The organism is Pseudomonas sp. GM17 (assembly GCF_000282175.2).
Taxonomy (GTDB): Bacteria; Pseudomonadota; Gammaproteobacteria; order Pseudomonadales; family Pseudomonadaceae; genus Aquipseudomonas; species Aquipseudomonas chlororaphis.
Genome location: NZ_CP124732.1, coordinates 2967482 through 2982239, shown reverse-complemented (window position 1 = coordinate 2982239; position 14758 = coordinate 2967482). Strand labels below are relative to the sequence as shown.

Below are 14758 nucleotides of genomic sequence, written 5' to 3'. Positions count from 1 at the left end.
GTCACACCACCTTTGCGTAGAGGAAAGCATTCGGTTCCAGCATGCCGGCCAGAGGAGCCGATTGGAGCTTCAACCAACGCACGCTCGGCTCCTGGGTGACCCAGCTCTTGGGGAAGCGCGCCGCTTCGACCAGGCCGCTCTCGATGGCTTCCAGATCCTGAATGGCCGCGTAAAGCATGGCGTTGCGGGTCGAGGTGGACCCCAGAATCAAGCCGCCAGCTGGAATCACCGGCTGTTCGGTATCGGCTGCGTCCAGGTACCACTCGTCGTAGACGTACAGATCGATGCCCGGATCGTTGAGGTAACCGAGGTAGGTCACCCCGTCCGGCAGCTCCTCGGGCTTGATCATCCCCATGTCCACGCGCCGGCTGTTCAGTTGTGCCAGCACCGTCTTGTTGCTCTGGAAGGCGTCCTGCGCCTCGGCGCTCAACACCGCCACGTTTGCCGATCGACCGGAGTCCTTGGCGATCAGACGGCGCCACTGGCGCATATTGGCGATCGGGTCAGAGCCCTCGGCGTTCCAACGACCGGTGGCAAGCGTGACCTTGTGGGTGTCTTCCATGAGGAAGTCGATGGTGTCATCCACACCGTCGCCGACTACCCGGATACGCCCGGTCGTCAGCGCTTGGGCGCACATCCACTCCTCGCGGCGAGTGATCTCGTCATCGAGGTCCACCAAGTCACGGCCGAGCAGCTCACCGGCTCGCTCAAGCGGAGAGCGTGTCGAGAATGGGGTCTCGCCCGCCCCGCGCTTCAGGATCAACTCTGCACGGGTTTCGCGCTTCGGCTGAATGTACGGCGGCTTGTAGGTCGACGAGTTGATGCCGGTACGCTGCGATACGCTGCCTGGCAGGGTCGGGTGTACGAACGGCGCCATCTTGCGCTGGCCCTTCACGATGTCGATGGAGACCGTTTCGGTGCCGAAGGTCTCGGGAGCGCCGCCGTTGAAGAAAGTGTTCATGAGGAAGCGCCGCGGCGTCACCATCTGCTCGACGGCTTCCAGCATGGTCAGGGTGTCGAAAATGTCAGTCATGGGTGCTCCGATCAACGAATGAAAAGGCAGAGAGGACGCAGAGCGGCCTTCGCAGTGGCCAGGGTCAGGCCCTCGCCAAAGGTGAGTTGGCTGCCCAGCACCTGGCCGGTCAGACGGATCGGCGCGCTCTTGGCGCCGTCGGTGGTGTCGACGTCCTGGTCGAGGATCACCGCGGGCGTCTGCGAGCCGTCCTCGGCAGCGGCCTTGCACAGCAGGTACTCACCGGTGGTGACCTGGCCCAGCACCGCACCGCGGGCCAGCTTCTGGCCAGCGGCAATAACGCCGGTGTCCATCACGATGGGGAAGTCGCCCGCCGAGAGCTGGCTCGGCAGGTAGGTCTTGCGTTCGGGGTTGCTCATGAAACTCTCCTTCAGCGGCGCGACGCGCCGGCCACAATGGCGCTGACAGCGGCTTTGCGGTCAGCTTGCTTGCTGTCAGTGGATGGGGAAGTGCTGGTGACGCCTTGGGCATCGCCCTTGATGGCAGCCAGCGAGATACCGCGGTCCTGGGCCGCCTTGAACAGCACCAGGGCGGTGGCTTCTACAGAGCTGCCATCGTCGATGGCCGCCCCGACTTCCTTCTCGAAGCCTTTGACGGCCAGGGCGTTGATGCCCTTGATGCGCTCACGCTCGGCGGTGGCGGCCTCGGTGCGGATCGCCGTGGTATCAGGCTGATCGGCCTGGGCGATCTCAATGGTGTTGGGGTCGGTGCCTGCTGCAATCGCCGTGCGCAGTTCTGCCGTGGTAGTGACGGTGGTCATGGTGTGTATCCTTGGGGAGTTGAGGGCCGGCTTGGCCAGTTCAGTAATCAGGGATTCGAGCGAGCCCACGCGATGGGCCAGGCCGTGCTTGACGGCATCAGCACCGACGCGGATCCCGCCGTGATCGCCCATCTCGGGCACCTTCTCGGCAGTCACGCCGAGGTTGCGGGCAACCTTGCCCACGAAGACTTCGCCCAGGGCGTCGATGGTCTCGCCCAGCTTCGCCCGGCCTTCCTCGGTGTTGAGGTCCGGGCGCTTGTTGGGGGCATTGCGGCTGACGATCTGATAACGGGTCCGCCCGCTCACCTTCTCGTTCTCGACTACCGCCTCAACAACGACGCCGATGCTGCCGGCCAGGCTGGCCTCGTCGATGACAATTTCGCTGGCAGCCGAGGCGATCCAGTAGGCCGCGCTGGCCCCGATACCGCCGATGTACGCGACAATGCGCTTGCGCGCGCGGCCGGCGTAAATCATCTCAGCCAGCTCGTTGATGCCCGACGCCACGCCACCAGGGCTGTCGATGTTGAGTACGATCGACCGGACCTTGGGGTCATCCAACGCTCGCTGAATGTCCGTGGCCAGGATCTGCGTGCTGGTTGCACCGCTGATCTCGGTGAACAGGTTCGCGTAGCGGAAGATCGGTCCAACGACCGGTACCACTGCCACGCCGTTGCGCATGGTCACCTTGCGGGTGTCCTCCAACTGCTCGCCACGCTTGGTCGCCAGTGCCACCGGATCGCCCATGCGGTCAGAGATGGTCAGCAGGTTATCCAGCGCGTCGGGCAGCATCAGCCAGGGCTGCGAGGCCGCCAGCTCGAGTGCTCGAGGCATGTCTATTCCTCTTCAGGTTTGGGGTCAGGCGGGGTTTCGAGCCCACTCTTGGGCAGGGCCTGCATGTTGTGCTCGCGGCGGTAGGCGACCTCGCGGGTACGCTGGCGTATCACTTGCTGCCACGGCTCGCCGGTCATGGCCGCTGTTTCGAGGGTTTCGTTGCTCACGCCGATCTCGATACGCTTGCCGGCAGCGTTGGCCTCTTTCAGCTCATCGATGGCCCCGCGCGCTGGCCCGATCCAGATGGCTTGGCAATACGCCTTGCGCTTGGCCGGAGCGTTGTATCCAGGCAGGTCGATCAACCCCCTGGCCACAGCCTCATCGATGACCAGTTCGCGGCTCGGCTGGCAGAAATCGCAGGCCAGCCACCAGCGGCGCAAGCTGTAGAAGCGCCAGGCCTGGAGCATCGCGGCACGGGCGGCGCTGTAGCTGCTGCTGTAGTGCAACAGCAGCTCCTCCAACGGCAGTTCCAGTGCCGCGCCGATCTCTTTCACCACCGCGGTGAAGAACGGGTCGAACTGGGCGTTTGGGCGGCCGGGGTTGGCCACCATCGGCTCCTCGCCCACGCCGAGGTCCACGATCGCGCCCTCACCCAGGGCGAGCGTGCCGTCAGAGCTGTCATCACCTCCAGGCTGTTCTTCATTCAGAGCCGACATCGGCAGATTGCCGGGGTTGAAGTCGTTACTCTTCTTGATGAACACGGTGAACATCGCCGAGATCACGGCCGCCATCAGCTCGGCGCTGCTGTAGCGCTCCAGCTTCTGCAGGGGCTCCAGCACCGGGGACAGGTACGGTACTCCGCGCTTCTGCCCAGGCCGCTCCTTGTCGGCCATGACGTGCAGCACGCGACGCCGCCCAGTCTCAGCACCGAACACGGTCAGCCGCTCCCAATGCAGCGCCTTACCCGCCAAATGCTCGCCGGGGTAGCCGGAACACACGTGGTACGCCACAGGCGAACCCAGCCCGTCGAACTCGACACCTTCCACCAGATCCACGCGATCCATGCTGCCGTTCGGGTTGCCGACACGGTCGGACTCGATCAGCTGCAGCCGTGTGCTGAAGATGCAACCGGGACGCTCCTGGTCCGGGCTGGCCACGAACACGTCTCCCGCCACCATCGATGACACCAGCACCAGGGCTTGCAGCTGGTAATGGTTGAGCGTCGCTTCGGCGTCGCACTCCCTCGGGTCATCGGCATACAGCGACCACAACCGGTCCAGTTGAGCGTTGAGCTGTTCGGCCTCCTCTTCGGTCAGGCCCAGCGCTTCATGGTCGACCTGGGCGCGGCAGACCAGCCCCGTGCCCACGACGTTGGTGCGTAGCCGCGTGATGGCCGCGCGGGCCACCAGGTGGTTACGCATGGCATCGCGGGAGCGTGCCACCAGCATCCGGCGCTCGCTCTGATTGAAGTCGCGCCGCGGACTGCCGAGGCCAGGCAGCCAGCTGGCTACGCTGCGCAATACCCGCGACGCGCCGCGCCAACGGGTTTCAACCCCACCGCCGCCGCCCTGGGCGACGATCTGTTGCCCATCGACCGATGCCCTGGCCACGCGGATCGCTTCGGTCATCAGCTGCTCGGCAGCCGACTCCCGTTTACTGAACGGCCACATGGTCAGATCCCCACGTAGGAAATGCGGTTGCGGCCCCGGCCCTGAAGCGTTGCCTGCTCTGTGGCAACCTCTTCGGCGTACTGTTTCTCCAGCAAGCGCAAGCTGTTGAGCTCGGCCAGCTGAACCTCGCGATCCTGCCGACGCAGCCGCTGGCCGTTCTTCAGGACGCGCGAGATCGCCGCCCGGACTTCGGCAAGGCGTTGTTGTGCATCTGTCATGGTGAACCTCGGTTAGCTGACGCGGCTCCGTGTGCCCCGGCCGCGCGAAACCACGCGACGAGGAATCGGTGCCACCGCCTGCTCAGTAGTGAAGAGGGTGGGCTGCAGCAGTTGCTGCTCCAGCTGGTCCCATTCGTTGTCGCGCAGCAGGTGGGTCTTCAGGCTGCGGGCCGCGTGTAAGGCGTACACCTCGCAGTCCAGCGCCTCGTTGCGCCGGCCGGCCTTCTTCTGCCAGACCATCTTGCTGGGGTTGCGCGGGTGCGGCGCCAGGACTTCGTTGGTCACCTGCTCGTAGTAGTCTGCGCGGATCTCGCTGTACCAGTGCATACGCCCGGGCCCGCTGCCCTTGAGGCGCATCCGGCCATCGATCAGCGTCTTGGCCTTGTGGGTACCGACGATGAATACACGCAGGCCATACCTGGCGGCCTTGGTGTTGTCCTGGGTGGTGTCCGCCGACTGGGCCGGCTTGGTGAAGATCTCCCGGTCCCGGCTGTCGATGGACGCGCCCTTGATCGCCATGATGTTGAAGCGCTGGCGATCCCGAACGTAGGTGTACACCGCGTCGCTGGTGTTGCCGTCGGAGCTGTCGATGCTGACCGCCGACACGGCCAGTTGCGCACCACTCTCAGTGGGGATCGGCGTGGCGATGATCCTGTCGAGCTCCGTCCACACCCCGTCATTCGGGTCGATCGGGTTGCCGGGCAGCTCGCCCCAGTACAACCGCCAGGACTCCTCTCCTCGCCCCCAACCCACGATGACCAGAGCGAGGCGATCGCCCTGGACGTCGACGCCGACCGTGACCAGCAGCGTGCCCTTCGGGGCAGTCAACTCGGCGTAGGGTTCGGCACGCTTCTCCAGTTCGTCCGTTTTCGGCGCGTTGTTCTTGTACTCGTAGCTCTCGCCCATCGAGCTGTTGGTGAAGGCGATCATCGGGCCGATGTTGCCCAGCGACGCTGCGTGTTCGGCCTGCAGCTTCTTCTCCATCAGCACTTCGAAACGCGAGCCATGGAACGTGGCATACAGCTCGTTGAGGATGTAGCCGGCGATGCCACGGAACTCGGCAGTTGCCTCCCAGCGCCCACGCTTGAGGTTGGCGTTCTTCTGGTGGTCATCCCAGATCTCGCCGCAGTGAGGGCATGCGTAGTACGCCGTTTCCGGGCGGCGCTTGCCGTACACCTCGTGGAAGTAGTGCTCGTCCTCGTCGCAGTGCAGGTGGTCGAAGCTCAGCGCATGCGCCTGGCCGCAGCCGTGGCACGGGACCAGGCCCACACGCTTATCCGACAGTTCCAACTCGGCATCGATCGCGGACAGCCCCTTGATAGTCGGGGTGCCGCCGATGATGATCTTCGAGCGGCGGAACGTCTTGAGGCGCTCCTTGGCCAGCTTGATGCTGTCCCCCTGCCCCCGCAGGTTCAGGTTGCAGTCGTCGGGCTCTTCGATGGCGACCCGTGGTACCGGCGTCGACTTCACACTGGCCGGGCTGTTGGAGCCGACCATCTTGAGGAAGCCGCCGGGAAACCGCTTGAAGTCTTGGCGCTGCTGCAGCTTGCGGCTGCGCAGGTCAACTTTCTTGCGCAGCCGCGGCGTGGCCTCGATCATCGGCTCGAGCTTCTCGCCGACATACTGCTTGGCTGCTTCGGCCTTGGGGAACAACACCAGGATTGGCGAAGGATCGAGGTCGATCCACTTGCCCAGGGCATTGCCCAGCACGCCCGACGTCCAGGCCACCTGCGCCGACTTACGGCCCACAATCTCACTGACGGTCGGATCGTCCAGCGCCTCCAGCGGGCCGCCGGGCCAAGTCAGGTGCGGCGTCACGTCGAACCTGTATTTGCCGGGACGTGCCGTTTCTTCCGGCGCGAGCCAGCGGAACTTGTCCGCCCACTCGATGATGCTCATGCGCGGTGGCGGCGCCCACTTGCGGCAGACCCGGCCCATCGCTTTACTCGCCGTCTTCCTCAGAGCCCTCCTCGTCGTCCGGCTCGTCAGGATCCCCAGCGAGATCGTCATCCTCGTCATACGCGGACAACCTCCTCAGTATTGATTCGATGGGACCGCGGATCAGTTGGTCGTCGACCTGCACGCCGTACTGGGCGGACAGGGTTGCCGCCAGCTCATCAGGGAAGGTATTCAGCAGTTCGATCTTGGCCGCGGTGATCACCGCTTCGAAGCGCTCGACCATCTCGGCTTCGATCACGACTTCACCCAAGTCCTTGGCCAACGCCAGTTCCTCGCGATCTCCGCGCAGCCTGTCGAGTCGGTCGCGGGTGGATTCTTTCTTGCCGTTCAATGCGGCCTGGCGCATCAGCCATTCGATCACCGCCTGGGTGTCGTACTGGTTTTCGTTGCCACGCCCCACGCCGAACTCGATTACTGGCATGCCTTCCTTCTGCCACCGGCTCAACGTGCGTTCGTCTCGACCGACGATCTCGCCGAGCTCGACCTTGCTGACTGTCATCCCCATTGCTAAGTCCTTGAAAAGACGGACATCCCTGCCGAAATCTCAGCTGCAGGGAACCCGCGAGTCTGCGCACCCGTGTAGGGGGCGGCCTGGGGGGAGGACCCAAAAAAACCGGCCCCCACCCCCACCCCCTGGCCGGGTCACTGCCCCGCCTCGCCATTGGCCGGCGGCACTTGCCCGAGCCCCAGCCGTTTTGCGGCCCAGCGTTCGTACAGGCCGATGGCAACATCGGCGCCGGCCATGGCGGTCAGGCACCCCAAGGCGCCTGCTGTCCAGATCGACATACCCGCTGCAATCATCAGCATCATCGCCGACACGCCGCAGACAATGCAGGCACCGGATCGAAGAGCAAGCCGACGCAGCAATACCCAGCCTCGCGCCCCGTCCTTGTCTGCCCGCCACATCTCGCCAGATATACCCCCGACCAGGGCCAAGACGATTACTAACCAGATCGGCATTTCCGCCAGCGCTTGTTGCTCGTTTGTCATAAGATTTTCCTGATTGATCGTCGGTGTACTTCGGTTGGGCGCTACCAACTCAACGCTGGCTTCATTGCTCACGTGTTCTTATGGAGATGTTCATGACTGTTTTTGAATCAGTAAGTCTCGCGGTTGGTATTGCTGGTGCGCTGGCAGCGTTGGTAGCTCTTCCTACATTCGTCCTAATGTGGATACAGGCCACTGACGAGCAGAAAGAACACTTTCGACAGTTCTGGGCCAAGCTGGGCCAAAAGGCTTATAGAGGCTGGGTTTACCTATCCTGCGTGATACTTGTTTCGACAGGGGTTTGGAAAATCATTGAGTTTTCCACCAGCACTCAGCCCTTAACCCGGATCGATATCGTTCTGTACTCGATGAACCTGATCAGCCTGATCGTCTTCTCGGTAATCTCACTAATTACGATCGTCGCTTTCCAAGTGATGGACCAGAAGAAACGCGTCGTAGCTGAAACCCGTTAGCGTTAAACGCAAAAACCCGGCACAAGGGCCGGGTTTTGGTGAGTGTGGTGTCTGCCGCTCCCTGCGGTCGCACCTATCGAAGATGGCTACTTTTTACAGGTCGATTCTCATGGCAGCAACCCCGCTTTAATGCCACCCGGTGAATAAGTGGGCAACACCGGGTGAACGTCTAGTGAATGTCGGCGAATATCTACCGACGGCATTCTGTTGCTTCGGCGGCGTCTCATATGTCCCATACCTCAACCTGAGTATGGGACTCCTGAGAGCGCCTAAATTCGGGGCTCTGCCCCATTGTCCCATCTATTTCTACTTTTTCTCGTGTAAAGAAGAAAATCTAAAAACACGCATGCGCGCGATAGCGCGTACAGGTCTGCGCTCCGCTCATGCGGGCGGGCGGTGTTTTTGGTGGGACAATGGGACACGCCAACAAATACAAGGCCTGCGCTTGTCCCATCATGTCAAAACACAATGGGACAAGGCGGGCCAATGGGACAGCGACAGCCGAGGTCATGCCTGGAGTCACGCAGCCTTCCCCATCAGCATGCCGTCGATCAGTACATGAGCTTCATGCAAGCGGCGGTAGTAGGTCGGCGCACTGCATCCACAATGCAACATCTTCTGCGACAAGAAGCTGTCGTGGTTGCAGTAGTGCTCCCGGACAAGAACCGACAGCTGCGCAGGCAGATGTTTGTTCACGATCAGCTCGATATCCGCCGACTCGTCCAGCAACACCCGGCTGCCGCGAGTCCCCCGTATCAGCTCGCCCTTGCACTCCATCAGCATCGCGATCATGTTGCCGCCGCCCAGCTCCGAGCCACCTTCGTGCGGGCTATGCAGATCCTCAGCCCACAGCTTGAGCATGTCGTCGATTCGCTTAATCAAAGCAAGGCTCCTCGAACGCTTCCCGCTGCAACGCTGACGCACCGCCCCACCCGGCCGGCTTCTTGTAAGCCCAGGGCCGCTGACCGCTTTTCACCAACGCCGGCAAACGCACACGCCGCCAACCCAGCCGGTGCATGATCGCGCCGACCCGTATCTGCTCCGGCTTGCCCCAATGCCCGTAGTCGAGCTTCAGTGCACTGGCCAGCACCTCGCTGCCGGTGGTGGTTTCGCCGATCTGCGACTCTTCAAGCCAGGTCAGGATTGGACCTTCCCACTCATCCACCACGAAGCGTTCGTCCTGTACTTCGCCGAACATCGCCGCCTCGTCCAACGTTACCCACCAAAGGTCGCCCGCCTCATAGCAGAACATGGCCTCGGCCCACAGCTGATCGCGGATCTGCCGCAGAAGCTCGAGCTCGACCTTGGTGCATGCCACCGGCCAATAGCGGCGGTTGCCCGTGGCGTCCTTCAGGTACTCGTCCTGGTTGGTCGTACCCACGAAAACACACTGGCGTGGCACGTCCATAGTCCTGCGGCCGTAGCTCTCGCGGTAGGTATCAGTGGATGCCGAGAAGAACTGCTTGGCCTTGGTCGACTCGGCCTTGTTGAAGCTGTCCAGCTCGCCCAGTTCGACGATCCACTTGCCCCGGATCGCTTGAAAGCCGTCCTTGTCGCCCAGGGCGAACGGCGTGTCCATGAACCACTCGCCGCCGAGGATGCTCATAGCCGTTGACTTACCAGCGCCCTGAGCCCCTTCGAGAATCATCACCGAATCGGCCTTGCAGCCGGGCTTCATCACCCTGGCAACAGCCGAGAGCATCCAGCGTTTGCCGACCTTGGACGTGTAGTCGCTGGGCTTCACGCCCATGACGTCAGTCAACCAGCTTTCCAGCCGCGGCACTCGGTCCCACTCCAGCTTTTGCAGGTACTGGCGCACCGGGTGAAAGGCATGGTCATGGGCAACCACACTCACCGCCTCGATCACGTGAGACGCCTTGACCCGCAAGTTGTATTGCTGCGCGAGCCACTTCATGACACGCATATCGTCGATGTCGGCCCAATCGCCCGTGCCGCCGCCATAAGGGGCCGCACGCAGCTTGACGATCTTCGAACTGAAGGCGCTGTAACTGATCACCCCGGCCCAGCGCTCGTCATTGGCCAGAATCAGCTCGACGTTCTGCATATGCGCAATCAAGGCACCACTTTCACTACGAGCCAGCAGATCCTTCCAGCCGCCAGCTGCAGGCGGCTTGACCACCGCCAACACCTGGCGACGTACCGCCTCCAGGCCTTCGGCAACATGCAGGTCATTAAAGTCGGTCCACTTCTCTTGTCGCTCGCCGGAAAAGATCGGCGCAACCACCTGGCCACCGACAATCAGCGCGGCATTGTTGGCCTTCTCCTCGCCAGGGTTCCATGGATCACCATTCGGCTTCGTGGTCTTCCAGTCATCGTCTCGGCAGATAATCAGCGGGCAGCCTGCAAAGCGCTCGCGCATGGCCTTGCAGACCACCAATAGGTTGCCCGCATCGAACGCGACGGCGACCGTCAGCGAAGTCGCCATATGCAGACTGGCGCCGGTAGCGTATCCCTCACAGACCAGCACAGGCTCCCCAGGATCCGGATGCGGGCCGATCAAGTGAAACGCCCCCTCCTTCGACATCCCGTAGGGCCAATAGGACTTGTCTCGACCGGTGTCTTCCTGCTTCGATGGAAAGACCACCTGCAGGCCGACAATCTCGTCCCGTACGTTGCACATCGGCACCAGGAAAGACCCAGACCGCGGCGCATAGCGAACGCCGAAGCCGACGATCTGTTTGCGATCCAGATAGTCGCTGCGACCCTTTTCCGGCATGCGGTTGAACATACCTGCCGCCCGTTTCGCCGCCCGACGTGCGGCATTAGCCGCGATCTCGGCGGCGCGGCGCTTGGCCTCTTCCTGCCGAGCGCGCATAACCTCGCGCTCCTCCGGTGACATCCGCCCGGCCTTGACCTTGATTTTCTGCGTCTCGCCCGAGCGCCAGTCACCGAAGCTGCCGAAAATCAGCGTCTCGCCTTTCTCAGTCCGATGCTCATGGACGACGTACCAACCGTTTTTTTCCTTGCCCTTGTCCTGCGAGGTTTTGCAGCGTGTCAGCTTGCCGAAAACCAGCGGCTGCGCGGGCTCAAGGCCGTAGTCTGCGAACTGCCCCAATACCTCATCGAGCATGGCGGGCCTCCCACGCTTCGTCGACCGCCTGACAGCCCACACACCGGGTGCAGCCCCGCAGAGCCAAACGGCGCGCTTCAGGAATCGGCTCGTCGCACTCCTCACAGAACAGGAACGAATGCGCCGCCAATGCAGGTTTGGCGGCGCTACGTGCAGCAAGCGCCTGGTCGATACGCTCCTGCACTAGATCGTTAGCGAAGTCGGCTATATCACCCACGGTCAGCACCTCGCGTCGTCTGGTTGACGTACGTGGCGCGGTTGAACAATCCCAGCAGCCCTTGAATCCCACGGAACACCTGCAGGCGGATCGCGGCCAGTTCTTGGTCGCTTACAACCCCATCGCCAATGCTCTTGGCCCATGTTTCAGCTAGGTCAGCCACCTGCCGAAAATACTCCGCGATACCGGTGGTCAGGGTTTCGGGCATATCGGTGGTATAGGCCTCGGCAAGCTCCTGCCAGATCGTGTCGCCGACCAACGCATGAACCGCATCCAAAATTCGGCGGTCCTTGGTCAGTTCGAGGATCTCGCCGAATTCCTGAATGTTTACGGTGTGGCTTGGGTGGGTTGGAGACAGCTTGTGCTGCAGAGTGGTGGAGTTTCTGCCGGTGGTGGCGGCGATGGCTGCGGCGCCGCCGGGATAGTCCCGTGCAGCATGGTAAAGCGCTAGATCGAGCGGCAGGACTTCCCGCTGCGCCCGGTCAACACAACTCAGAGCAATTCGGCTCATGGCATTAATCCTAATAAGTTGCCAGTGCCGCGCGGCATGCAGTGGTGATACATTTGCCGCGTGGCTTGAAAGGGCCCAAAAGCCGGCTAGATCTGCAAGACCGACACCGGCACCGTGCCGGGGCAAGCAATCCGTTGCTCACCCCTGGCGCAACAGCTGCCCTATCTGTGGTGGAGAAAGGCAGCAACCCAAGGCTTCCGAGCCTTGGAAAGCGCGGTAAAGAGAGGCGGTTTGCATGTGGTGTGCCCGCCGACCTTTATCGCGCCCCGACAGCGCTGTGGTGGTGCGTGCCGGGAGGAACTGGGCGACCCTTGGGTCGCCTTTTTTCTTGACTAACTGAGTTGCGGCCGTTTGCATTTTTCTAGAAGCCAAGTGGCTTCGAGCGCAATACCGTTACGTTTTGCCGCTTCTGCAAGCTGTTGGGCATATTGCGTTTCACCCGTGTACTCCGTACGAGGTAAACGTGCCGCCTGTCGCCACTTGTTCAGTGCCTGGTACGAACGCCCGCATATTTTTGCGGCAGCACCCAGCCCCCCGACCGATTCAAAGGCGAAAGCTAGTGCGTTCTCATGGTGAGTTGTGTCCATTGTTTCTCGACCCTAAATTAAACCGCCGGTTGATACTACAGTTCAACTGACAGTGAAGCAAGTTCTATGTGATGCTCAACCAATGATTGATAAAAGCACACCACGCGAAAAATTCTCCCAACGTCTCCATGAGGCGCTGGACAACGTCGGCCTCCGGAAACATGGGAGGGGAGCAGACATACTCGCCAAATTGCGATCATTCGGGATTGAAAAGACACCTCAGGCGGTCAGCAAATGGCTGAACGGTGGTGCTGTTCCAGAAATAGGGACTATGAGCGCAATGGCCGAGTGGCTGGGGGTGCGTCGAGAGTGGCTTGAGTATGGAATCCTTCCAATGACGGAAGGCGGAAGAGGCGCGGAAAACAGTGGTAGCAACATACATAACTATCTTCCAAACTTTGGGAAGGTGCCACTGATCTCATGGGTCCAAGCAGGCGCCTGGTGCGAGGCTGTAGAAAACTCGGCTGCTCTGGAAGCAGAACTGTGGCTGTCTTGCCCTGTAAACATTAGTAAATCGGGATACGCACTTAGAGTAATTGGCGACTCAATGACAAACCCGGGGCCTGGAAGAAGCTACCCTACTGGCTGTGTTATATTTGTTGATCCCGAGCAATCTATAAAAAATGGCGACAGAGTCATTGCCCAGCTCCCGATTACCAATGAAGCGACATTCAAAGTTCTCGTATCGGATGCGGGCCGTCAGTACTTAAAGCCTATCAACCCGCAGTACCCGATCATTGAGATCACCGAAGAAGTTCATTTATGCGGCAAAGTAGTCGGCTCCTTCATTCCTGAATAGAATCAAGCGAAAGGCTTGAAAGCAAACGCACCTGCCAGCCCCACAACAAACGCCACGACGACGCCCCATCTCACTTTTTCGGCGAAGTCATGTCGTTTCAACCCGTGCCCTATTTCAAAAACAGCAATCGGAAAATACTTGCGCCTTAGACGCGTCATACCCCATCCGACCACACCTAAAGCGACCAGCATACCGAGTGCTATAGCCGTCGAATAGAATGCTTGGATAGGAGCAACTTCAGCCTTCGGTTTTCCATATCCCAGGAAAGAAAAAAACATTCCCCAAAACATAAAGAAGCCCATAAGCAAAAGTCCGAAATCAATCCTCGCGCATAGGTCGTACCATGGTTTCATGCCATCAACTATATCCATTAGTTTGATTCGCATTTCAGCAACTTTGTCCACATGCCCATTCAGAGAGCATGTAACACTTGTGCTATGTACGCATCCTAGTGTGATCGTTGAGAACGCGCTAATTTCAGACGAGTAGCCACTTAACCTCAAAGCCTTAATTTCTGCACGCTGTACGTTGTCATACTCCAAAACCTCAGTTATTGACTTTGTTTTACGCGAAATACCATCTGCACACTCTAGCGTTGCTTCAACTTCGAGGCCTGCACCTTCTAAAAGATCCCATATTTTTTTAACGTCATGCTTAGTTAAGACGAACGCTTTTTTACTGTCGAATCGAGATTCCGCTTTCATTCCATCATCACTCCGCGTCTCCTGCGCGATTATTCATTTGAGCTTTTGTTATTTATACGTGATGCCGGTGCCACTTTGCCAGCAGATGGCAGATTGACGGCAATCCCGTTGTCGCTATCAAAGTCAGAAATCAACCAACATGCAATTGACAATATTCTACCACTGGTTGATATTCACCTCACTCTTCCACCACAGAGCGAGGCAATACCATGCACACCACAGCAACCTTGCACGTCCACCCGGCCGCTGCTGATCCATCCCGTACCTTTGAAATCCGCCGTCTGGCCCGGGAGGCCGGGTGTGAGTTCGTCGCCAGCAAACCTAAGCAGAAGCCCCATGACACCCCCGTCCCCTTCGGCCCGAACGGCGGAGGGCATGCGGCATGAGGAAGTACAAACTCGACAATCGAACCCTGACTCTCCTCCAGGCCCAGGTCAACTTGACCGAAACCTTTACTCATACACTCCGGTCCACCCCGCGGCGTGATGTGCTGTCGTTCCGCCTAAAGGTTGAACGCAGCAAATCCGACACGCTCTTCACCGTCGAGCTGGGAAGTGAACGCCACACGCTCACCCTGCCCAACGAAAAGAAGATGCACCTCAAGCTGGCCGACTTCATCGAAGAGATCGTTAACGGCCCCTTCGACCCTAGCAACTCGGCCGATCTGCTGACACTTCCTCATGCAGGCCGCCGCTTCGGCACCTTTGAAACCGAACAACGGCAGCAAGTGTTCGAGCTAGTGCGTACTGGCGGCACCATCAGCCTGGATATGGGGTTCGACCTCCCCATTCAGGTTGCCCTTCATCGCAACATCACGCGCAAAGCCGTGACGACCATCATGAGCATTGGTGTGAAGAAGCCCCGCACCAAGTGCTTCACCGTGTGCGGTAGCGACACCGAGATGTACGAAAAGATCGTCGAGTCCATCAACCACCTGGCTGCAGTCGCAACTCCTGCAGCACACGCGGCATAGGGGGC

At 60.4% G+C, this 14758-nt stretch carries 16 protein-coding genes; 3 read left to right on the top strand and 13 right to left on the bottom strand.

All coding sequences use genetic code 11. The annotated features are described in order from the left end of the window. Position 1: 1 nt before the first annotated feature. The 8 genes from PMI20_RS13550 to PMI20_RS13515 all read right to left on the bottom strand — a co-directional run bounded on the left by PMI20_RS13550 (position 2) and on the right by PMI20_RS13515 (position 7401). Positions 2–1033, bottom strand: coding sequence for a major capsid protein (locus PMI20_RS13550; protein ID WP_007927008.1), 1032 nt, complete (start codon positions 1031–1033; stop codon positions 2–4). Positions 1034–1044: 11 nt separating this feature from the next. Beyond that, the gene (locus tag PMI20_RS13545; protein ID WP_007927007.1) at positions 1045–1392 is read right to left on the bottom strand and encodes a head decoration protein; all 348 of its coding nucleotides are present in this window, start codon (positions 1390–1392) and stop codon (positions 1045–1047) included. Between the two features lie 11 nt (positions 1393–1403). Continuing rightward, positions 1404–2624, bottom strand: coding sequence for a S49 family peptidase (locus PMI20_RS13540; protein ID WP_007927006.1), 1221 nt, complete (start codon positions 2622–2624; stop codon positions 1404–1406). Positions 2625–2626: 2 nt separating this feature from the next. Next, a complete protein-coding gene (locus PMI20_RS13535; protein ID WP_007927004.1) occupies positions 2627–4234 on the bottom strand; it encodes a phage portal protein in 1608 nt (535 codons plus the stop codon). A gap of 2 nt (positions 4235–4236) precedes the next feature. Then, positions 4237–4452, bottom strand: a complete 216-nt coding sequence (locus PMI20_RS13530; protein WP_007927002.1) for a hypothetical protein — start codon at positions 4450–4452, stop codon at positions 4237–4239. 12 nt (positions 4453–4464) lie between these two features. After that, on the bottom strand, positions 4465–6390 hold the full coding sequence (locus PMI20_RS13525) for a phage terminase large subunit family protein (protein WP_007927000.1): 1926 nt from the start codon (positions 6388–6390) through the stop codon (positions 4465–4467). Between the two features lie 4 nt (positions 6391–6394). Beyond that, positions 6395–6916, bottom strand: a complete 522-nt coding sequence (locus PMI20_RS13520) for a DUF1441 family protein (protein ID WP_007926998.1) — start codon at positions 6914–6916, stop codon at positions 6395–6397. A 137-nt stretch (positions 6917–7053) separates the two neighbouring features. Beyond that, on the bottom strand, positions 7054–7401 hold the full coding sequence (locus PMI20_RS13515) for a phage holin family protein (RefSeq protein WP_007926996.1): 348 nt from the start codon (positions 7399–7401) through the stop codon (positions 7054–7056). Between the two features lie 92 nt (positions 7402–7493). Here PMI20_RS13515 and PMI20_RS13510 point away from each other — a divergent pair, with 92 nt between their 5' ends. Next, the gene (locus tag PMI20_RS13510; protein ID WP_007926993.1) at positions 7494–7871 is read left to right on the top strand and encodes a hypothetical protein; all 378 of its coding nucleotides are present in this window, start codon (positions 7494–7496) and stop codon (positions 7869–7871) included. A gap of 519 nt (positions 7872–8390) precedes the next feature. Here PMI20_RS13510 and PMI20_RS13505 read toward each other — a convergent pair. From PMI20_RS13505 to PMI20_RS13490, 4 genes are read right to left on the bottom strand one after another with little or no spacing between them, the layout of a single operon-like run. Next, positions 8391–8753 (bottom strand): PA0613 family protein, encoded by a 363-nt coding sequence (locus PMI20_RS13505; RefSeq protein ID WP_007926991.1) that lies wholly within the window; start codon positions 8751–8753, stop codon positions 8391–8393. After that, entirely contained in the window at positions 8746–10962 is a 2217-nt protein-coding gene (locus tag PMI20_RS13500) for a VapE domain-containing protein (RefSeq protein WP_007926990.1), read from the bottom strand. Before PMI20_RS13500 ends, PMI20_RS13505 begins: the two co-directional genes overlap by 8 nt. After that, entirely contained in the window at positions 10952–11179 is a 228-nt protein-coding gene (locus tag PMI20_RS13495; protein WP_037034904.1) for a TraR/DksA family transcriptional regulator, read from the bottom strand. Before PMI20_RS13495 ends, PMI20_RS13500 begins: the two co-directional genes overlap by 11 nt. Beyond that, positions 11172–11690 carry a phage regulatory CII family protein gene (locus tag PMI20_RS13490; RefSeq protein ID WP_007926988.1) on the bottom strand — a complete coding sequence of 173 codons (519 nt, stop codon included), beginning with the start codon at positions 11688–11690 and terminating at the stop codon, positions 11172–11174. Before PMI20_RS13490 ends, PMI20_RS13495 begins: the two co-directional genes overlap by 8 nt. A gap of 669 nt (positions 11691–12359) precedes the next feature. Here PMI20_RS13490 and PMI20_RS13480 point away from each other — a divergent pair. After that, the gene (locus tag PMI20_RS13480; protein WP_007926987.1) at positions 12360–13076 is read left to right on the top strand and encodes a LexA family protein; all 717 of its coding nucleotides are present in this window, start codon (positions 12360–12362) and stop codon (positions 13074–13076) included. Between the two features lie 2 nt (positions 13077–13078). On the opposite strand, the gene PMI20_RS13475 is transcribed toward PMI20_RS13480, so the two are convergent. After that, positions 13079–13780, bottom strand: a complete 702-nt coding sequence (locus tag PMI20_RS13475) for a hypothetical protein (protein WP_007926986.1) — start codon at positions 13778–13780, stop codon at positions 13079–13081. A gap of 382 nt (positions 13781–14162) precedes the next feature. Between PMI20_RS13475 and PMI20_RS13470 the strand changes: the two genes are divergently transcribed. Next, a complete protein-coding gene (locus PMI20_RS13470) occupies positions 14163–14753 on the top strand; it encodes a hypothetical protein (protein ID WP_007926984.1) in 591 nt (196 codons plus the stop codon). Positions 14754–14758: the final 5 nt, after the last annotated feature.